Origin of the sequence: Corallococcus caeni, from assembly GCF_036245865.1 — a bacterium.
Classification (GTDB): Bacteria; Myxococcota; Myxococcia; order Myxococcales; family Myxococcaceae; genus Corallococcus; species Corallococcus caeni.
Genome location: NZ_BTTW01000002.1, coordinates 214,744 through 234,419 on the forward strand (window position 1 = coordinate 214,744; position 19,676 = coordinate 234,419).

The window sequence follows — 19,676 nt, forward strand, 5'->3', positions numbered from 1 at the left end:
TTCAGGCCGCCACCGGCTCGCGGCGCTGGCGGGCCCGCGCGGAGACGTCCTTGCGGCGGCCCTTGCGCAGCACGTCCAGGTGCACCTCCTCCTCGGTGGCGAGCGCCATCAGCCGCTGGAGGTCGTCCACGCTGCTGACTGGCCGGCTGTTGATGCCTAGCAGCAGGTCGTCCGGCTGGAGTCCGGCGTCATCCGCGGGCGTGCCCTCCTGCACCTTCAGCACGCGCACCGCTCGCGGCTGGCCCGTGTCCTTCGCGAGCGCGGGCTCCAGGTTCACCGCCGTGGCGGCGATGCCCAGGAACTTCCGGTCCACCCGGCCGCGCTGGATGAGCAGGCTGGCGACCCAGGCCGCCGTCGTGGCACTCACCGCGAAGCCGATGCCCTGCGCGAAGGGCAGCACCAGCGTGTTGAGCCCCACCACGCGCCCTCGCGTGTCCAGCAACGGCCCGCCGGAGTTGCCCGGGTTGATGGCCGCGTCTGTCTGGAGCATCCCCTCCAGGATGACGCCGTCGGGCAGCGTGATGGCGCGGTTGATGGCGCTCACCACGCCCAGCGACACCGACTGCTCCAGGCGGAAGGGATTGCCGATGGCCATCACCAGCTGCCCCACGCGCACCGTCTCCGGATCCGCGAGCGGCAGCGTGGGGAAGCCGTCTCCCTCCGCGCGCACCACGGCGAGGTCCGTGGGTGCATCCGCGCCCACCAGCGTGGCCCGGCGCTCCTCGCCGTTGTGGAGCTGCACGGTGAGGCGCCTGGGCGTGCGCATCACCACGTGCCTGTTGGTGAGCACGTAGCCGTCCGGTGTGAGAAACAGGCCGGTGCCGTGGCCGCGTGCGTGCTCCACGCCGACCACCGCCGGAGCCGCGCCGGCCACGAGTCCTTCCAGGTCATCCGACAGCTGCTGCAACAGTTTCATGGTCGGCTCCTTTCAAGACCGCTTGCCCACGGTGATGGGCACCTCGCGCAGCTCGCCCGCGCGCAACACCTTCGCCTGGATGGACGCGCCCACCTTCTCGTCGCCCAGGTAGCCCAGCAGGTCCTCCACGCCGTGCAGCGACTGGCCGCCCAGGCTCACCAGCACGTCGCCGAGCAGCAGCCCGGCCTTCTGCGCGGGGCCGTCCGGATCCACGGAGAGCAGGATGAGGCCCGCCTTCGTGCCGTCGATTTCACGCGGCAGGCGCACCGGGTAGGCGCCCACGCCCAGGTAGCCGCGGCGGATGCCGCCGTGCTCGCGCAGCGAGTTCGCCACGCGCGTCAGCGTGCCGCCGGGGAGGATGACCGCGGCGGTGCGCGAGAAGGCCGCCGTGGGGATGCCCAGGAAGCGGCCCTGCGCGTCCACCAGCGCGCCGCCGGAGAAGCCCGGCGGCAGGTCCGCGTCGGTCTCCAGGTAGCGGTCCACCTGACCGCCCGCGTGCGTGCGCCAGTCCCCGCCGAACGCGCTGACGATGCCCCACGTGGCGCGAGCGGTGCGGCCCGGCCGGCCAATGGCCAGCACCACGTTGCCCACCTTCACGTCATCGAGCGGCGCGGGGGCGAGCGCGGTCAGTCCGGTGACGTCGGCCTTGAGGAGCGCGAGGTCGGTGCTCGGGTCGCGGCCGATGAGCTCGGCGGACACCGAGCGGCCGTCCGCGAGGCCCACCTGGATGGAGCCCTCGTGTTCGACGGCGTGGCTGGTGGTGAGGATGTGGCCGTCGGCATCCCAGACGACGCCGCTCGCGCCCCGGCGACGGCGGGCCTCGACGCGGACGAGGGAGGGAGCGATGCGCTCGACGACGGTGGAGATGGACTGCGAGAGGGACTGGAGGGTGTCGGTGGACATGGCGTGTTCCTTTCGAGCCTGAAACTAAAGGGCTCGAAATCGCGCCACATCGGCGGACCGGGCAGGACGGGGACCTACCCGTTCGGGCAGGACGCCTCTCCCTCCGGAGAGGTGCCTGGTCCTTCAGACAGACTGACCGCGGTTACACCGACTCCGAGAATCGCGCCTTCCACTCCGCTGGGATTTCCCGTGGGCTCCTTGTCTGGACCCACTCCCGCAGTCTTCGTTGGAAGGTACGGACCTCCTCCTCCCAGTCGTCCCATGCAAACGTCCCCTGCTGCCAGTCGGGATTCGCGGCGCCACCGCCAAGGCCGGCGACAATCGAGAGGAGGACGGACTCGTCGCGGCGCTCGAAGGGGAATGCCGGGCAGCCCTGGTCGCAGGAGTCGAGTGTGTAGGTTCCTCCGGCCGCGAACTCGGCCATGCGGCGTTGAATCCGTCCCACCACTCCCCCAGGCACACGTCGTCGGGTCCCCAGAATCCCATCTCGGGAACACGCCTGTCGGCGAGGGTCCAGCGCGCCTCGCCATGGATGTGGGGCTCGTCCTCATTGAGTGCGGTGAGGAGCAGTCGCTCCGTGTCCTCGCCAGGGGCATGCGCGCTCATGAGATCCTGCTCACGGGCGCCTCGGTCATACCGGTACCCCCCCTGACGAACCTAGCCCACCCTGCGGAAGTGCTCGTAACGCTCTTCCAGGTAGAGCTTCTTGGGGCGCAGTCTGGAGCGTCTTGCCCACGAAGCCCTTCAGCGCGTGCTCCAACGTGGAGCCGTCCTGGGTGGCGAGCAGGCTGGGCGCCAGCTCGATGATGCCGTCGGGATGGAAGCTCATTAGGTTCGTGTCGAAGGTGCCGTGGTGGGGTCGGCAGAGCGCCAGTCCGTTGGGGACTTCCGCGTGGCCGCGTTCGTCGCGGTCCGGAAGGATGTGGGCGCCGTCCAACAGCTTGATGCGAGGAACGGCGCAGCGGCGTTCGTAAGCGTTCAGGACATGCTGATGGAAGACCGCTTGATGCAGCCGCTTCTTGGCCCGCACCGTCGTGTAACGCCGCTCCAGGGACAGCAGCTTCGCGTCCGCCATGAAGCGCTGCCTCACCGTCTCGGGCTCGGACGTCATGACGTGGAAGGAGCGCGAGGCGCGGTCCACCTCGGAGATGTAGACGATCCACAGAGGTGAGCTAGCCCCTTCATTTGAAGATTCCCTTCGGAGAACGCATGGGGAGCCGAGCGAGCAATCCCAGAGGGAAAATCGAAAATGAGGGATGCTTCAGCTGGGCATCGTCAAGTCCTTTCGTGAGGGGCAAAGGCATTGCCGCAAAAGTCAGGGGATACGAAATCGTCGACCAGAGGTTTGGCTTGCGATCCCAGCTGCTTCCGAAGGTTGTATCCTTGTCATGTGCGGACGCAAATCACCCCGAAAGCCCACGTTCAACCCGCCGGAAGTAGGGCACGATGAGCCACAAGTTTCCGCTGCTCGTCCAGTTCGAGTTCCACCCGGATTCGAGGGAGGCCGCGACCGCTGCCGATTACCTCCACGAGGTGCTAAACGCGGACCCGGCAGTGCCAGGGCTTCAGGTTCCGACGTTCTTCACGCCCAACGATGGCTCCGGGGAGCCGCCGGAGCCTCGCGTTGCCACCGAGGCCGACCGCGTACTCGTGGTGTTGCTGGCCGACGACCATCTGGCTGTTGCTGCACGCAAGCCGACGAAGAGCGGGATGACGTGGGGCGAGTACGTGACCAAGCTCCGGTCGTTCACGGAGGCCGCCGGACATCGATTCATGCCGGTGCAGCTCACCGAGAGCGCGTTTCCGATCGACAAGCGGCTCGACGACACGAACTTTCTCCGTGCGTGGGCGATCGACGGAGTCGAGGAGCGGCACAAGTTCATCGCGCGACGTCTCGTGCATCTTCTGATTCGTCGGCTTCAACCCCGCCCCGAAAACGAGGACGCGCCGCCGGTCACCATTTTCCTCAGTCACACCAAGATGGACCTCGATCACGAGCCGCGCGTCGTGAAGACGCTGCTCGGCCATCTGACGGCCACCCAGCCCGAGAAGACATGGTTCGACAGCGGCGACATCTCGACGGGTTCAAGGTTCGCTCACGAGATCGAGAAGGGGGTCAAGGACGCGGCGCTCTTGGCGATCGTGACCGACTCGTATTCGTCGCGCTCGTGGTGTCGGAAGGAGGTGCTTTTCGCGAAGCACCATCAACGGCCTGTCGTCATCGTCGATGCGGTCCAAGAGAGGGAGACGCGCAGGTTCCCGTACTCCGGCAACACGCCGGTCATCCGCTGGCGAGGGCACGATCACGACGCTCAGGGCGTCGTTGATCTCCTCCTTCGTGAGGTACTCCGACACGCCTACGCCGAAGAGAGCCTGAAGCAGCGCAAGCGTGAAGGGGACGTGGTCCTGTCGGCAGGCCCGGAGCTGGTGACCATCGTCCACCACAGAAAGGACAAGGACCAGCCCGTCGTCCTGTATCCTGATCCGCCCCTCGGCCCAGAGGAGCTGGAGGTACTCGAGCGTACGGGTGTTCGTGTCGAGACGCCCCTACAGCGCCACGCGCTTGCCCACGACCTTCGTAGCCGCGACCTCATGGTGGCACTGTCGGTGTCGGCCTCCGAGGATCTTGCGCGCTACGGCCTGCGACGGGCCCACCTGGACTCGATCTTCCTCGAGCTGTCTCGCTACCTTCTTGTAGCTGGAGTCAGGCTGGCCTATGGCGGCAACCTCAAGGCCGACGGCTACACGCTGCGTCTCGCGGACCTTTTGCGCGACCCGATCGTGGAGCACCTTCGTGGAATACCGACCACGGAGCAAGCTCCCGCCGAACTCGTCACGTACCTCCCGTGGCCGATGCTTGCCTCGGTTCGCGACGAAGCTCGCCTCGGTCAGCTCGTCGACATGCTTCGCTGTGACCGACCGACGGACATCGACGAGTCGCTCGATCCAGCCTTCGTTGCGTCGCCGGACGTCGAGATCCTGCCTAGCTCCCCAGTTCACCGCCTTGCCTGGGCTCGAGGGCTCACCGTGATGCGTGAACGGCAGACGAACGAACTCGCGGCGCGCGTCGTGGTCGGCGGGAGGCTTGGGCATCGCGCCGACGGGTACCTGGGGCGCATGCCAGGTGTACTCGAGGAAGCACTGCTCGCCATCCGGGCGCAGCGTCCTGTGTATCTTGTCGGAGCTTTCGGCGGTTGCGCGCGGCTCGTGCTGGACGCTCTCGATGGCGTGTCGCGGACCGAGCTGACGTGGGCACACCACCAGCCCCTGCCGTACGCCGAGGAGCTGAAGAAGCTCTACGTCGAACGCGGCCTCCAGTGGGACGAATTTGAATCGATCGCAGCCGAACTGAAGGCGTGCGGCATCTCGGGACTCAAGAACGGGCTGACGGTCGAGGAGAACCGTGAGCTGGCGACGTCGCGCTCGGCCGAGCGCATCGTGGAGCTAGTCCTTCACGGGCTGCAGCAATGCAACCAGCCAGCGGTCGCTGGCGACGCGGAGTGAGGAGCATGTCGGACAAGAAGAACATCTTCATCTCTCACGTCCACGAGGACGACGCTCTTCTGCCGAAGCTGAAGGACCTGATCTCGAAAGCCGGGATGGTGGTGCGCGACGGCTCGATCAACAGCGACAAGCCCAACACCGCGTCGAATGAGGACTACATCAAGCGCGAGATCCTTGCGCCGCGCATCCAGTGGGCGAGCACGCTCGTCGTGCTCATCACGCACGACACCGCGCAGAGCGACTGGGTGAACTGGGAGATCAAGTACGCCATCGAGGAGGGGAAGAACGTCATCGGGGTCTACGCGCAAGGTGCCACGGACGCCGACATTCCCGAGGAACTCGGGAAGCACGCCGCCGCGATTGTTGGCTGGCAAAGTGAGCGTGTCGTCGACGCGATCAACGGCAACATCACCGGGTGGGATGATCCTGCCACCGGAAGCCCTCGAACCTCGGGCGACTGGACCGTCAAGAGGTATGACTGCGGATGAGGCTCTACTCCTATGTCGTCGCGCGTGACTTCGGGTTCGCCCCGAATCCGTTTTTCAAGTTCTGCACGTTGGCCACGTGCAAGCCGAAGATTCGCGAGCACGCGTCCGTGGGAGACTGGGTCGTCGGCACCGGCGCGAAGGTCGCGTATGGGTACTCGGGGCGCCTCATTTACGCGATGCAGGTGAGCGAGATCCTCGACTTCGACAGCTACTGGAACGACAAACGCTTCATTCAGAAGCGGCCCAACCTGACCGGCAGCCTGCAAGTCCTCTACGGCGACAACATCTATCACCGCGTCGGCAAGCGGTGGGCGCAGGCCGATTCGCACCACAGCTTGGAGAAGGGGCGCCTCAATCAGGCCAATCTTGAGTGGGACACGGGCGTTGATCGCCTGCTCGTCGCGAGCAAGTTCGTCTACTGGGGGCGGTCCGCACCGATGATCCCGAAGAAGTTCCGGGCCTTCGGCAAAGAAAGGGACGACATCTGCGCGGGTCGGGGCCACCGCGTTTTTGAGGACGAACTGCCCGCTGCGTTTGCTGCCTGGCTCGAGGAAGAAGGCAAGTGGGGCGTGCAGGGCGAACCCTTGGAGTTCGCCAAGCATCAGCGCGCGTCGCTCCTTGCGCCCAGGAGCACGCAGCTTCCTTCGAAGCAGCCACCTCGACGGAGGGCGCGATGACGCGGAGCCCGCAGAAAAGCTGGCTGCAGGAGTTCGCGGCAACGGCAGCGAAGACAGACAGCTTTACGGGCAAGCCGGACCACGCCGCCCTGCTGGCGGCGGGCCTAATCGGCGAGGCCGGAAGCGTCGTCGCCGAGCTGAAGAAGGCGCGCCGTGAACGTGAAGCGTACCCGGTCTACCGCGAGAGGATGGTCGAGGAGGTTGGCGACTTCCTCTGGTACTTCGTGCGCCTAGCATCAGTCGTCGCACCTGGACTGCTCGACGAGCTTCCAGTGCCGGGCAAGATCGTGATCTCGGCAGCGGATGGCCCCCTGCTCATGGGGCACCTTGAGTTCGGTGCAGCGGTGGGCGAGGTGCTCGCAGCGGTCAGTGGTTCGAAGGGCGGCGACATGCGCGCGCTCCTGCGTCGCACTTGGACTCTGCTGACGGTGATCAGCAACGATGCCAACGTCTGCCTGCGCGACGCTTCTGGGCGCAACACGGCGAAGACGAAGAGTCGGTGGCCCGACGAGAAGAACTACGCGCCGCTCTTTGACGAGGACTTTCCGGTTGAGGAGCAGCTCCCCCGGCGCCTTCAGGTCGACTTCATTGAGCGCGCACGCGGCGCCCGGCGGGCCGTCATTCTGCGGTGCAACGACATCAACTTCGGCGACCGCCTCACCGACAACATCGAGGACCCGGACGGGTACCGCTTCCACGACATCTTTCACTTCGCCTACGCGGTGCATCTCGGATGGTCGCCCGTAGTGCGTGCGCTCATGCGGACGAAGCGCAAGAGCAACTCGAGGATCGACGAGGCGCAGGACGGTGCCCGCGCTGGCATCATCGAAGAGGCTGTTTCAGCGATCGTCTTCAGCCGCGCGAAGCAGCTCAAGTTCTTCGAGGGGCTCGACCACGTCGACCTCGACCTGCTGAAGACCGTCAAGGAGTTCGTCGAGGGCTTCGAGGTCGAAGCCGTGCCGCTATGGCAGTGGGAGACGGCCATCCTCGAGGGCTACGGCGTCTTCCGCGCCCTGTGCGCCGGACCAGGCGGCCGCGTGGCGCTCGAACTCGTCGAGCGCCGACTCAGCTACACGCCTCACGCGGCGAACGAGGAATACGCTAAGGGACTTCCTTCTACTTCGCGAGGAGCGACATGAGCAGCAAGCACAAAGTCTTCGTCAGCTACCACCACGCGCTCGACGAGAACTACAAGAATATCTTCGAGTTGCGCTTCGGGAACGCGTTCGGCGCCATCGTGCCGGGCTCGGTGCAGGTGGGCGACATCAGCCCGAACCTGCCGACGGATACTATTCGTCAGAAGATCCGCGATGAGTACCTCCGCGACACTTCGGTGACTGTCGTCCTGATCGGCGAGGAGACTTGGCAGCGCAAGCACGTCGACTGGGAGATCGGGTCGTCGATCCGACACACAGAGTACAACCCTCGGTCTGGCCTGCTCGGCATTTTGCTGCCGTCGTACCCACGCATCGACAAGTCCAAATACAATCACCGGACGCTCCCTCCTCGACTCCACGACAACATCAAGTGCGGATTCGCGAGCATCCACAACTGGTCGGAGGATGCGGCGACGGTCCAAGGCTGGATTCACGAGGCCTACCTGCGGAAGAGCCGCGTGAACCCCGATAACTCGCGCGATTTTTTCGGCAAGAACCGCACTGGCTCCGAGTGGACCGACTGAGCATGCTAGCGACCTACGAGATTCGGCTGCCGGGGGGCCGCGTGCTCAAGCCGACTCCTGTGTTCGACACCTACTGGCGCTTCGCCTCGGAGCGCCAGGAGATGTTCATGCGCCGCGTGCTCGGAAGCATGCCTCCGTGGACCGAGGACCCGATCCTCAGCGTTCATCGCTTCACGAATACGTATCGCGCGTCTGACCGCGTGAGCCAGTACCTGATTCGGCACGTGATCTACGAGGGCTCGCAGAAGGCCGAGGAGGTCTTCTTCCGCACGATCTTGTTCAAGCTCTTCAACAAGATCGAGACGTGGGAGGCACTGAGCGCGAAGCTTGGCGTGCTGAGCTGGCGAGAGTTCTCCTTCGACACCTACGCGAAGGTGTTGGACCAGCTTCTCGAAGACGGCGAGCGCGTGTACTCGGCAGCGTACATCATGCCGTCGCCTGCGTTCGGCAGCCCACGCAAGCACCGGAACCACCTCCGGCTCGTCGAACTCATGATGAAGGACGGAGCCCCGAAGAAGCTCGCAAAGGTGGGCTCACTCCGAGCCGCGTTCGAGCTGCTGCGCGGCTACCCGTCGCTGGGTGACTTCCTCGCGTTTCAGTTCGCCATCGACCTCAACTACAGTGAGCTCACTGACTTCTCGGAGATGGAGTTCGTGGTCGCTGGCCCTGGCGCGCGCGATGGCATCCGCAAGTGCTTCAAGGATACGGCGGGGCTGACGGAGGCCGAGATCATCCAGGTCATGGCCGAGCGCGCCGAGGCCGAGTTCCAGCGCCTCGACATGAGCTTTCGGAATCTGTGGGGACGAAGCCTTCAGCTCATCGACTGCCAGAACGTCTTCTGCGAGGTCAGCAAGTACGCGCGCGTTGCCCACCCAGACGTCGAAGGCGAATTGGGGCGAACGCGCATCAAACAGAAGTACGCGCCCCGACCAGTGCCGATCCCGCAGTGGTACCCGCCGAAGTGGGGAATCTCCGTCGATGCGTTGCCGACACGCGGTGTCCATCGGTGAATGGCCCCCGCATTCGTCGCGGGACAGTTCGAATCCGAGAGAGCGCCCCGGCTCACGACGCGCAACCTGCTGGATTCGCAATGATTCGCAGATTTGGGACGGTGCGAACGAAGTTGGTTCGTCCTACAGAGAGCGTTGCGAACGGGCTGGTGAACGACGTCCTACGAGGGGCCAGGAGATCGCCCGCGAGTCTGCTTGAGTTTCGTGACGCGACCCGAAACAGCTCGAGGAACTGTGCGCGTCTCGCTCGCCCTCAGGAGGAGTCCGTACGGGCTGGCACGTATGCCGCCCATCTGATGAGGGCTGCGGCTGAAGCAGCCCCTCATTTTAGATTCTCCCTCTGGGTTTGCCGGCTCGGCTACCCATGCGTTCTCCGCAGGAAGTTTTCAAATGAGAGGATAGCCCAGGCCACAGCGGCCGGTAGAAGCCGGGCTCGATGCCGTAGAAGTAGATGAGCGGTGCGTCCAGTTGCTGCGCGCGCATGAGCCGGCGGTTGTCGCGGCCCTCGATGTCCGTTCCCTGGAACTTGTAGAGGAAGGCCCCGTCCGAGGCCACGTTGTCATCGTCGTACCGCGCCACCCGTGAGCCGCGCGGCACGGTGGTCTTGATGGACGGCGCGGTCTCCTGCATCTGCCGGGGCCAGAAGATGCCGCGCGTCCGGTTGGCGAAGAGGTGTTGTTCGCCGTGGAGCTGGAAGCCCTCCGCGATGCGGTCCCAGGAAAGGACTTCGCCATACAGGTCCACCAACGCCTGCAAGGCATTGAAGGCTGCCAGCCGGATGGCCTGGTCGTTGTCGGAGGGCGTGGGCACGGGTCCACGACCAGGTTACCAGGCTCAGGCCCTGTCGAGCAGGGCGCCCCCCGGGCCGAAGCCCAGGGACAGACACAGCACGCGGTGTCCCTTCACCTGGGGCGCCCGCCGCGCGGATTCGGCCGCCAGCTCCGCGTCGTTGAGCACGAACACCGGGCCTCCTGTATCCGGCAGGCCCGCGTGGGCGAGGATGTCCGGGACCAGCGAGGCCGTGCCCTCGAAGCCGTAGGTGCAGCCTCCGGGCAGCAGGTCCTCATCCAGCGGACACGGCAATGCCAGACACAGGGCGTCCGGAGGCACGCGGGCGTCCTCCGCGAGGACCGTCCGCAGCGCTCCCGCGATGAATGCCACCGTGTCCCTGAGATGATGGCCGTCCGCGGGACGTGGCTGACCGATGAACAGCGGGGGCAGCGTGGCGAGGTCCCGCTCGAAGACGCGCGTGGCGCCGGGACGCGCGACCTTGATGCTCGTCTGGCCCACGTCCACGCAGAGCGGGCTTCGCGCGCCCGTGGCTTCCAGCATGCGCAGCCCCGCGCGCACGGGGGCGAAGCGCGGTGACAACGCGATGTGCACCGGGCAGCGCAGCGACGCCGTGGCCTCCCTCAACGCGGCGGGAAAGCCGTCCAGCTCCGCCAGCCCTCCACTCAGGTACGCCGCGTCCGGCGCGTGCTGCTTCACCAGCAGGAAGAGCGCCTCCGCCAGCGCGGGCATCACGCGCGCCGCGAGCTTGGCTCCGGGCACCCCCGCGCGCCGGTCGTCCTCCACCCACGGCGAGCCCAGCAGCTCCCACAGCTCACGCCCGAACACGGGCAGGTTCCACACCTCCAGCGGCGTCACGCCCTCGGGGTGATGCCTGCGAGGACTCCACCTCGGGGGACTCACGCCACGAGCCCGGCGATGCGTTCGGCGGCGGTCCTCGCGCCGTCGTGTGCGCGGTAGGAGCGGGAAACCTCCGCCACGCGGTCGCGCATGGATGACTTCGGTGCAAGCAATTGCGCGATGGCCTCCCGGCACGACTCCACCGTGAGGGTCCGCGGGTCCCTCGCCAGCCCCGCTCCGGCCTTCTCCAGGAAGTGCGCCTGCACGGGCTGGTCGTTGCATACGGGCAGCAGCAGCATCGGCACGCCCGCCGTCATCGCCTCCATCACGGAGTTCGCGCCGCCGTGGGAGATGAACGCCGCCGCTCGCTCCAGCAGTTGGCGCTGCGGCGTGTAGCGGACCGCCACCACGTCACCGGGCAGCGTGCTCGGGAAGTCCGTGTCCGCCAGCTCGCCCGCGCACAACACCAGCGTCACGTTGAACGGCTTCGCGGCCTCCGCGATGAGGCGGAACAGCTCCGGCTGATAGGAGATCTGACTTCCGAAGGACACGTACAGCACCGGCTTGTCGCCCAGGCGCTCCCAGGGGAAGGGCACCTCGTCGCCCCGGGGCTCGGGCGGGATGGACGGGCCCACGAGCAGCGTGTCCGGGGGCACTCCCGCGTCCGGGCCCAGGAAGGCCTCGGTGGCGAAGATGACGTTGAGCCGGGGCGACAGGCACTCGCAGGTGCGGAAGCGCGCGTCGAAGCCGTGACGGCGGAACAGGGCCTGACGGTCGTCCTTGAGCGCTCGCACGTTGCGCAGCAGGGGAATCTCCGGCCGCGGCTCCAGCAGCGTCAGCGCGGAGGACACGCCCGCCCACGGGATGCCCTCCGTGTGCGCCGCGAGCACCGCCGCGTACTGCATCCCGTCCAGGGCCATCACGTCGGGACGGAAGGCGCGCACCACCTCGCGCACGGGCTCCAGCAGCGCGGGCGCCGCGTCCAGCAACAGGCCGCGGATCCACTTCCCCAGCGCCACGTCATCGAGCACCAGCTTCGCCAGCGCCTCGCCTCCCGTCTCGATTCCCGGCGGCGCGGCTTCGACGTGTGGCAGGCGCAGCACCTCCACGCCCAGGGACTCGAGCTGCGGCGCGGGTTCGGGGATGCACAGCCAGCCGACGGTGTGCCCCAGGCGGCGCAGCCACTGGGCCACGCCGACCATCGGGTTGAGGTGGCCCTTCTCGGGCGAGGTGGCGATGAGGACTCGGGACATTCAGGGAGGCGCCTCGGTGTGGGCCTGGAGCATGGCCAGGGACACGAGGCGCATCAACAACCGATCCATCGGTCCGGCCTGCGCACCGTCGGGCGGCAGGCGGACGTAGCGCTCCAGCAAGCCCAGCACCGCTCGCGAGTCGATGACCTGGAGGGGCTCCAGCCTCGCGGGAGAGAGCCACGCGCGATACAGCTCCAGCCAGCGCGACCTCACCGGGCTGGAGAGCGCGGTGTGGCCATACCGGGGCGTCTTGCGCGCGAGGCGGACCTCCTCCGGCACCAGGGAGCGCACCGCGTGCCGGAACAGCCACTTGCCGAACCCGTCCCGCGTCAGCACGGACTCCGGCAGGGCCAGGGCCACCCGCGCGAAGCCTTCATCCAGGTAGGGCGTGCGGACCGTGAGCCCGTGGGCCCGGGCGCCCCGCAGCTCGGGCGGGAGGATGAGCTCGGACAGCACCCACTTCGCGTAGCGCAGCTCCTCGGTGGGGAGCGCATCCGTCGCTGGCAGATCCCACGGCGCTGGCAGCGCGGCGAGCACGGTCCCCAGGTTGTCCACAGGGGGGGCGTGCGGAGCGTGATCGCTGTTCACGCCCTCGGAAACAGCCCTCAAGTTGTCCACAGGGGTGGAGTCTTCAGTGCGTCCCACGGCTTGATCGGAGCCGTCATTTCCAGAGGGAGCACGCCCCGTGGATGGCTTTGATTCCTGATCGCCACGCGGCGCCCCCTCCAGGGGCCTCCCCGAGTTGTCCACAGCCCCCCGGGTCGCTCCGGAGGCCTCTTCATGATCGCGCGAGCCGACTGTGAGCGGCGCCCGCAAGTTGTCCACAGCCACCAGGGCCTCGTGCCTCAAGACCTGCGCGGCCAGGGCCCGGTCCTCATCCACGCGAGCCTTCGCGGCAGACAGCGCGCCGGGGGTCCCCCGGAGCACCTCGTCCGCTCCCGCGCCGCTCAGGAGGATGGGGCCCGCGCCCTGCCGCCGGGCCTCCAGATAGAACACGTCGCTCGCCACGGCGCGGGCGTTGAGGATGACGGTCTGGTTGGCGAGGACCGCGTGCTCGAACAGGTCCGGGAGCACCGAGTCCGGGATGAGCACGTCCACCAACTCCGCGCCCGTCACCTTCGCCATCCGCCGCGCGTTGCTCCGCTCCACCGCGTCCGCGAAGTGCACGTCCATGGTCCACGCGCGCACCTTCCCCGGAGCATGCCGGGCGGCCATCGCGCACAGGGCCGCGCTGTCCACGCCGCCGCTCAGGCTCACCTCGTGCGTGCCTGCTTCGACATGCGCCCGCACGGTGTCGGACCAGGCGGCCAGCAGCCGCGCCGCGAGCCCTTCCTCATCGCGTGCCGCCGCTTCACGGAGGACTCGCGGCAGCGCCACCTGGAGGGGCTCCACCTCTGGCCGCAGCTCCGCGTTGGACGCGCGGGCGTGGAACAGCAGGTCGCTCACCGCCCGAGGAGCCAGGCCGCGCGTGGAAGTCCTTCCCTGGGGTGACGCGTTGGGAGGCCGGGTCGGCATGCGGTCTCCATCATAGGGGCTGCGTCCGGTCGTATCAGGGGGAAGCTCGGAGACGGTGGGCTATCCTCCCGGGGAGACGCTTCGCTTCACGCGAACAGGGAAGGGCGGGACATGCAGGCGGACGCGGTGGATGTCGTGTTGCGGGAGCGCTTTGGCTTGGAGGCCTTCCGGCCGGGACAGCGTGAGGTCCTCACGGCGCTGCTCCAGCCCCAGGGCTCCGCGCTCGCGGTGTTCCCCACGGGCGGCGGCAAGTCGCTGTGCTACCAGCTCCCCGCGCTGCTCCTCGACGGGCTCACGGTGGTGGTGTCACCGCTCATCGCGTTGATGAAGGATCAGATCGACGCGCTGGAGCGGCGAGGCATCCGCGCCGCGCGGCTGGACTCCTCGCTGTCATTGGAGGAGTCGCGCGAGGTGACGGAGTCCCTGCGCGACGGCACCCTCAAGCTCCTCTACGTGGCCCCGGAGCGCTTCAACAACGAGCGCTTCATGGGGCTGCTGAGCGAGCTCCAAATCTCCCTCTTCGCGGTGGACGAAGCGCACTGCGTCTCCGAGTGGGGCCACAACTTCCGGCCGGACTACCTCAAGCTCGCGCAGGCGGCGCGCACGCTTCAGGCCGAGCGCATCCTGGCCCTCACCGCCACGGCCACGCCGCAGGTGGTGCACGACATCTGCGACGGCTTCGGCATCCCGGAGTCGCACGCGGTCGTCACCGGCTTCTACCGGAACAACCTCACGCTGGAGACCACGCCCACCGGCCCGGAGGTGCGCGACGCCCTGCTGGTGGAGCGGCTCAAGTCGCGCCCGCCCGGCTCCACCATCGTCTACGTGACGCTGCAGAAGACCGCGGAGCGCGTGGCGGCGCTCCTGAGCGCGGAGGGCCTGCCCGCGAGTGCCTACCACGCGGGCCTCGAATCCGAGGAGCGCGAGCGGGTGCAGGAGGCGTGGACCCACTCCGCGAAGGACATCGTCGTGGCGACCATCGCGTTCGGGATGGGCATCGACAAGGCGGACGTGCGCGCCGTGTATCACTACAACCTGCCCAAGGGCCTGGAGAGCTACAGCCAGGAGATCGGCCGAGCGGGCCGTGACGGCAAGCCCTCCGTGGTGGAGCTGCTCGCGTGCCCGGACGACGTGCCCACGCTGGAGAACTTCGCGCTCGGGGACACGCCGCTGCCGGAGGCGCTGAGCGCGCTGGTGAAGGAGTTGCTGTCTTCGGGCCCGGAGCTGCACCTGGACCTGTACGCGCTGGGCAACCGTCACGACCTGCGGCCCCTGGTGCTGCGCACGGCGCTGACGTACCTGGAGCTGGAGGGCGTGCTGCGCCAGGGCACGCCGTTCTACGCGGGCTACAAGGTGCAGCCGGCGGGGACGGTGGACGCGCTCATCGGCAGGTTCCAGGGGGAGCGCGCGCGCTTCGTGAAGGACCTGTTCGCGCACGCGAAGAAGGGCCGCACCTGGTACACGTTCGACGTCGCCGAGGTCGCGAAGGCGCTGGAGCAGCCGCGAGACCGGGTGGTGAAGGCGCTCGACTACTTCCAGGAGCAGGGCTGGGCCGAGGTGCAGGTCGCCGAACCGCGCCAGCGCTTCACGCGGCTGCGCGAGCACGAGGACACGAAGGCGCTCGTGGCCCTGTTGCAGGAGCGCTTCCAGAAGCGCGAGGTCCAGGAGGTGTCACGGGTGCGCGACGTGCTCCGACTGGTCACGCACGACGGCTGCCAGAGCAACGCCTTGGTGGCCCACTTCGGCGAGCAGCGCGAAGCCCCATGCGGCCACTGCACCTACTGCCGCACGGGCGTGGCGCGCGTGCTGCCGCCACCGCACCCCCGGCCGGACCTGCGCGAACAGCTGGATGTGGCCACGTTCCAGACGCTCGTGGCGAAGCACCCGGAGGCACTGGGACACCCGAGGCAGGCGGCCCGATTCCTCTGTGGCCTGAGCAGCCCCGCGCTCTCCAAGGCGAAGCTCACCGGGCACAAGCTCTTCGGCACCCTGACCGAGTATCCGTTCGCCCAGGTGCTGGCGTTCTGTGAAGCCCGGCAGAGCCGCTAGACTCCCGCGCCGTGCGCTACGAGCTTCACGACAGCCGCGTCCTCACCTGGTCCCTGGAGACGCACGTCACCACGCACTGCAACCTGCGCTGCGCGCAGTGCTGCCCGCTGTCGCCGCACCTGCCCGCGTGGGCCGTGTCCCCCCAGGCGCTGGGTGAAGACCTGCGCCGGCTCTCTCGCGTGCTCAAGCCCAACGTCTTCAAGCTCACCGGCGGTGAGCCCTTCCTCCACCCGGACCTGCCCGCCGTGCTGGACGTCGTGCGCGCCTCCGGGATCGCTGAACAGGTGTCCGTCACCACCAACGGCTTCCTCGCCCAGAGCGCTCCGGACGCCGTGTACGAACGGCTCGACCGGATGACGCTGTCGTTCTACACGTCCGCGCCCCTGCCCGAACGCTCCATCGCGCGCATCACCGAGCGCTGCGACCAGCACGGCGTCCACCTCACCGTGAAGGCCATCGACCGCTTCCAGCGCATCACCCCGGACGCGCCGCTCGCGTCCGACGCGGAGGTGCAGGACGTCTTCGCGAAGTGCTGGCTCAAGCAGCGCTGCCACCTGGTCCACCGGGGCCGCTTCTACACCTGCACCCGCCCGCCCCACGTCGCCACCGTCCTCGCCGCGGAGCACCCGCACCTGCCCGCGCTCGCGGAAGGCGACGGCGTGCCGCTCGACGCTCCGGACCTGCTCACGCGCCTCCTGGCCTACCTGGAACGCGACACCCCGCTGGCCACCTGCCGCCACTGCCTGGGCTCCAGCGGCCCTTGGGAGCCCCACGCGCAGCTGCCTCGCGCTCGCGCCGCTTCTTGATCAGGCCGCGGGGGCCTCCGCTTGCAGGGGCAGCTCCACGGTGAAGACGGAGCCCTGGCCCAGGTGGCTCTCCACGCGCACCGTGCCTCCCATGGCCTGCACCAACGTGCGGGTGATGTAGAGGCCCAGTCCCAGGCCGCCGTAGTTCCGCCCGCTCACCGCGCGCTCGAAGCGGCCGAAGAGGCGCGGCAGCGAGTCCTCCGCGATGCCGATGCCCTGGTCCCGCACCGTCAACACCGCCCTGCCTTCGCGCGTCTCCAGGCGGACGTGGATGGGGCGCCCCTGGCCGTACTTGATGGCGTTGTCCACCAGGTTCACCACCACCTGCTCCAGGCGCGGCCGGTCCCACAGGCCCATCGTCACGGCGTCCGCGCACTCCAGCTGGAGCGTGGAGCCGGAGCGCGCGGCGGGGCCCTCGTAGGCGGCCACCACGTCGCGCACCAGCTCCACCAGGTCCACCGGCGTGGGCTCCAGGGACATCCGCCCGGCCGCGATGCGCGACACGTCCAGCAGGTCGTTCACCAGCTCCGCCAGCTTCTTCAGCTGCCGCGAGCCGACGTCCAGGTAGTTCTCCACCAGCTCGCGCCGCACCGGGCCCGGGGTGCGGTCCAGCTCGCGCCGCAGCGCCTGGAGCTTGAGGTTGAGCGGCGTGAGCGGCGTCTTCAGCTCGTGGCTCGCGATGGACAGGAACTCGTCGCGCAGGCGCACCGCTTCGCGCGCCTCCTGGTACAGCCGCGCGTTCTCCATGGACAGCGCGGCGCGGTTGGCCAGCTCCTGGAGGAAGGGGATGTCCGCGGCCGTGTAGCCGCGGCCGGACCGCCAGGTGGTGCCGAAGCTGAGGATGCCCAGCGGCCGCTCCCCGGCCACCATGGGCACCAGCACGAGGGAGCGCAGGCGCAGCTTGCGGAACACCTCCAGCCGCTCGGGGTCGCTCGTCAGCTGCCGCAAGCCCTCCTCGGTGACGTCCTGGATGAAGAAGGGCTGGCCCCGGAGCAGCAGCGGCATGGCGCCCCCCAGCGCGGGCGCGATGGCCTCGTACGGGGCCGGAGCCCACAGCGGCTCACGCAGCTCTGCGGGTTCGCCGGGCGCGTGCGCGACCTCCAGCCGCTGGATGCCGCCGTCCCCCGTCGTCATGTCGACGATGCACCAGTCCGCCACGGTGGGGACCGCCAGGCGCACCACGTTGCTCAGCGTGGCCTTGGAGTCCAGCGACGTGGCCAGGAAGGAGCTGGCCCCCGCCAGCAGGCGCAGGTGCTCCTCGTTGTGCGACAGCTCGCGCGCCAGCCGCTCCGCGCGCGCACGGGCGCGCACCAGGTCCGTCACGTCGAAGGCGAAGCCGGCGACGCCGTCCACCTGCCCCCGGACATCGCGCGTGGGCGTGTACGTGACGTCGAAGATGTACTCGCGGATGGAGCCGTCCGGCTGCGGCAGCTTGAGGGCCACCTCCCGGCCCATGAAGGGCTCGCCCGTCGTGTAGACGTGGTCCAGCATCTGGCCCACGCGCTCGGCCTCCTCCTTCGGGCCCACCTCCCGCGCGGGCAGGCCCAGGAGGCGCTCCGGGTTGCCCAGCATCGCGGTGTTGAGGGGGTTGGACAGCTCGAAGACGTGCTGGGGGCCGCGGAAGATGACCAGGTGCGCGGGCGCCAGCATGAACAACTCCCGCAGCCGCGCGCGTTCGTACTCGGCGGCGGCGCGGGCCGCGCGCTCGCGCTCCAGCAGGTCCGCGCGCTCCGCGTTGGCCCGGCGCAGCCGCACGTTCAACGTCGTCGCGAACAGCGAGAGCGCGAGGAAGAAGACCAGCGCGACGACGTTGGCCGCATCCAGCCGCCACGCACCCACCGGCGGGAGGAAGAAGTACTGCACCAGGAGCAGCGACAGCGCCGTGGACACGAGCCCCGGCCCCCAGCCCCCCCGCCAGCTGGAGAACACGACGGCGCCGAAGAAGGCCAGGTACGGCGTGCTGACCGCGATGGGCCACAGCGCCCGCTGGACGACGTAGGCCACCGCGACGCTCGTCACCGCCAGCCCGTAGCGGAGCAGGGCGGAGCCCTCCTCCCGCCGAGCCCCTTCAGGAGGCACCGGGGGCGCGAGCGACGGCCGGGGCGTGGGTGGTTGTTCGGGAGGGGAGGGGACAGGGACGGTCATGGGCTCGGGGGGCTGCCTGGCCTCGGGCCGGTGCTCAGCGTGCCTCGCTGGAGGTGTCGCGCTGGAGGAGGCCCTGCATGGTGGTGGGGTAGCGCTCGCCCGCGGCCACGCCCGGCGGCGCGATGGCTTCGATGGCCGCCAGGTCCTGCTCCGTCAGCGTCACGTCCAGGGCGCCCAGGTTGTCGTCCAGGTACTTGCGGCGCTTGGTCCCGGGGATGGGGACCAGGTCCTGCCCACGCGCCAGCACCCAGGCGAGCGCGAGCTGCGCGGGCGTGCACCCCTTCTGGTTCGCGAGCCGGTCGATGTGCTCCACCAGCTGGAGGTTGCGCTGGAAGTTCTCCCCCTGGAAGCGGGGCGAGTGGCGGCGGTAGTCGTCCTCCGGCAGGTCCTCGATGCGCTTGAACTGGCCGGTGAGGAAGCCGCGGCCCAGCGGGCTGTAGGGCACGAAGCCCACGCCCAGCTCGCGGCACGTTTGCAGGACGCCGTCCTCCGGGTCGCGACTCCACAGCGAGTACTCCGACTGGAGCGCGGTGATGGGGTGCACGGCGCACGCGCGGCGCAGCGTCTCCGAGTTCACCTCCGACAGCCCCAGGAAGCGCACCTTGCCGGCCTTCACCAGGTCCGCCATGGCGCCCACGGTGTCCTCGATGGGCGTCTTCGGATCCACGCGGTGCAGGTAGTACAGGTCGATGACGTCCATGCCCAGGCGCTTCAGGCTCGCGTCGCACGCCTGCTTCACGTACTCCGGCCGGCCGTTGACGCCGCGCGCCTGGGGGTTCGCGGCGTCGCGCACGAGCCCGAACTTGGTGGCCAAAACGATGCGCTGGCGGTGGGGCCCCAGCACGCGGCCCACCAGCTCCTCGTTGCGGCCGGGGCCGTAGGCGTCCGCCGTGTCGAAGAAGGTGATGCCTTTGTCCAGGGCATGAAGCAGCGTGGCCTCCGACTCCGCGTCGTCGCGGCCCGCGTAGAACTCCGACATGCCCATGCAGCCCAGGCCCAGCGCCGAAACCGTGAGGCCCTGCCTGCCCAGCTTCCGAGTCTTCATCTGTCCTCCCCGCGGGTACATCGCCCTGGGAGAATCTTCATGCGAGGCGCGGGAA

At 68.5% G+C, this 19,676-nt stretch carries 18 protein-coding genes; 8 read left to right on the forward strand and 10 right to left on the reverse strand.

Going from position 1 to position 19,676, the window contains the following annotated elements; genetic code table 11:
* Nucleotide 1 precedes the first annotated feature (1 nt).
* The 4 genes from AABA78_RS08925 to AABA78_RS08940 all read right to left on the reverse strand — a co-directional run bounded on the left by AABA78_RS08925 (nucleotide 2) and on the right by AABA78_RS08940 (nucleotide 2,894).
* Nucleotides 2-916 carry a S1C family serine protease gene (locus AABA78_RS08925; RefSeq protein ID WP_338262554.1) on the reverse strand — a complete coding sequence of 305 codons (915 nt, stop codon included), beginning with the start codon at nucleotides 914-916 and terminating at the stop codon, nucleotides 2-4.
* A gap of 12 nt (nucleotides 917-928) precedes the next feature.
* Nucleotides 929-1,819: a S1C family serine protease gene (locus AABA78_RS08930; RefSeq protein WP_338262555.1), complete on the reverse strand. Its 891-nt coding sequence runs from the start codon at nucleotides 1,817-1,819 to the stop codon at nucleotides 929-931.
* A 142-nt stretch (nucleotides 1,820-1,961) separates the two neighbouring features.
* Nucleotides 1,962-2,243, reverse strand: coding sequence for a hypothetical protein (locus AABA78_RS08935; protein WP_338262556.1), 282 nt, complete (start codon nucleotides 2,241-2,243; stop codon nucleotides 1,962-1,964).
* 207 nt (nucleotides 2,244-2,450) lie between these two features.
* Nucleotides 2,451-2,894: an HNH endonuclease gene (locus AABA78_RS08940; RefSeq protein ID WP_338262557.1), complete on the reverse strand. Its 444-nt coding sequence runs from the start codon at nucleotides 2,892-2,894 to the stop codon at nucleotides 2,451-2,453.
* Between the two features lie 371 nt (nucleotides 2,895-3,265).
* On the opposite strand from AABA78_RS08940, the gene AABA78_RS08945 reads away from it, so the two are divergent.
* Genes AABA78_RS08945 through AABA78_RS08970 form a run of 6 tightly spaced genes read left to right on the forward strand, consistent with a single transcriptional unit; the run spans nucleotide 3,266 to nucleotide 9,179 of the window.
* Nucleotides 3,266-5,323 (forward strand): TIR domain-containing protein, encoded by a 2,058-nt coding sequence (locus AABA78_RS08945; protein WP_338262558.1) that lies wholly within the window; start codon nucleotides 3,266-3,268, stop codon nucleotides 5,321-5,323.
* A gap of 5 nt (nucleotides 5,324-5,328) precedes the next feature.
* Nucleotides 5,329-5,811, forward strand: a complete 483-nt coding sequence (locus AABA78_RS08950) for a TIR domain-containing protein (RefSeq protein ID WP_338262559.1) — start codon at nucleotides 5,329-5,331, stop codon at nucleotides 5,809-5,811.
* On the forward strand, nucleotides 5,808-6,488 hold the full coding sequence (locus AABA78_RS08955; RefSeq protein ID WP_338262560.1) for an Nmad2 family putative nucleotide modification protein: 681 nt from the start codon (nucleotides 5,808-5,810) through the stop codon (nucleotides 6,486-6,488). Before AABA78_RS08950 ends, AABA78_RS08955 begins: the two co-directional genes overlap by 4 nt.
* A complete protein-coding gene (locus AABA78_RS08960) occupies nucleotides 6,485-7,627 on the forward strand; it encodes a MazG C-terminal domain-containing protein (RefSeq protein WP_338262561.1) in 1,143 nt (380 codons plus the stop codon). Before AABA78_RS08955 ends, AABA78_RS08960 begins: the two co-directional genes overlap by 4 nt.
* Nucleotides 7,624-8,169 carry a TIR domain-containing protein gene (locus AABA78_RS08965; RefSeq protein WP_338262562.1) on the forward strand — a complete coding sequence of 182 codons (546 nt, stop codon included), beginning with the start codon at nucleotides 7,624-7,626 and terminating at the stop codon, nucleotides 8,167-8,169. Before AABA78_RS08960 ends, AABA78_RS08965 begins: the two co-directional genes overlap by 4 nt.
* 2 nt (nucleotides 8,170-8,171) lie before the next feature.
* The gene (locus AABA78_RS08970; protein WP_338262563.1) at nucleotides 8,172-9,179 is read left to right on the forward strand and encodes a nucleotide kinase domain-containing protein; all 1,008 of its coding nucleotides are present in this window, start codon (nucleotides 8,172-8,174) and stop codon (nucleotides 9,177-9,179) included.
* 327 nt (nucleotides 9,180-9,506) lie between these two features.
* On the opposite strand, the gene AABA78_RS08975 is transcribed toward AABA78_RS08970, so the two are convergent.
* The 4 genes from AABA78_RS08975 to AABA78_RS08990 are packed head-to-tail and all read right to left on the reverse strand — an operon-like array spanning nucleotide 9,507 to nucleotide 13,576.
* Complete coding sequence (locus tag AABA78_RS08975) at nucleotides 9,507-9,989, reverse strand: hypothetical protein (RefSeq protein ID WP_338262564.1); 483 nt, start codon at nucleotides 9,987-9,989, stop codon at nucleotides 9,507-9,509.
* A gap of 24 nt (nucleotides 9,990-10,013) precedes the next feature.
* A complete protein-coding gene (locus AABA78_RS08980; RefSeq protein WP_338262565.1) occupies nucleotides 10,014-10,871 on the reverse strand; it encodes an ROK family protein in 858 nt (285 codons plus the stop codon).
* Entirely contained in the window at nucleotides 10,868-12,061 is a 1,194-nt protein-coding gene (locus AABA78_RS08985) for a glycosyltransferase (protein WP_338262566.1), read from the reverse strand. Before AABA78_RS08985 ends, AABA78_RS08980 begins: the two co-directional genes overlap by 4 nt.
* Nucleotides 12,062-13,576, reverse strand: coding sequence for an asparagine synthase-related protein (locus AABA78_RS08990; RefSeq protein ID WP_338262567.1), 1,515 nt, complete (start codon nucleotides 13,574-13,576; stop codon nucleotides 12,062-12,064). It abuts the gene before it with no gap.
* 111 nt (nucleotides 13,577-13,687) lie between these two features.
* On the opposite strand from AABA78_RS08990, the gene AABA78_RS08995 reads away from it, so the two are divergent.
* Nucleotides 13,688-15,625, forward strand: coding sequence for a RecQ family ATP-dependent DNA helicase (locus AABA78_RS08995; protein WP_338262568.1), 1,938 nt, complete (start codon nucleotides 13,688-13,690; stop codon nucleotides 15,623-15,625).
* 11 nt (nucleotides 15,626-15,636) lie between these two features.
* Nucleotides 15,637-16,431: a radical SAM protein gene (locus tag AABA78_RS09000; protein ID WP_338262569.1), complete on the forward strand. Its 795-nt coding sequence runs from the start codon at nucleotides 15,637-15,639 to the stop codon at nucleotides 16,429-16,431.
* Here AABA78_RS09000 and AABA78_RS09005 read toward each other — a convergent pair whose 3' ends face one another.
* Together AABA78_RS09005 and AABA78_RS09010 are read right to left on the reverse strand one after the other, a co-directional pair.
* Entirely contained in the window at nucleotides 16,432-18,576 is a 2,145-nt protein-coding gene (locus tag AABA78_RS09005; RefSeq protein WP_338262570.1) for a sensor histidine kinase, read from the reverse strand. It abuts the gene before it with no gap.
* Nucleotides 18,577-18,610: 34 nt separating this feature from the next.
* Complete coding sequence (locus tag AABA78_RS09010) at nucleotides 18,611-19,621, reverse strand: aldo/keto reductase (RefSeq protein WP_338262571.1); 1,011 nt, start codon at nucleotides 19,619-19,621, stop codon at nucleotides 18,611-18,613.
* Nucleotides 19,622-19,676: the final 55 nt, after the last annotated feature.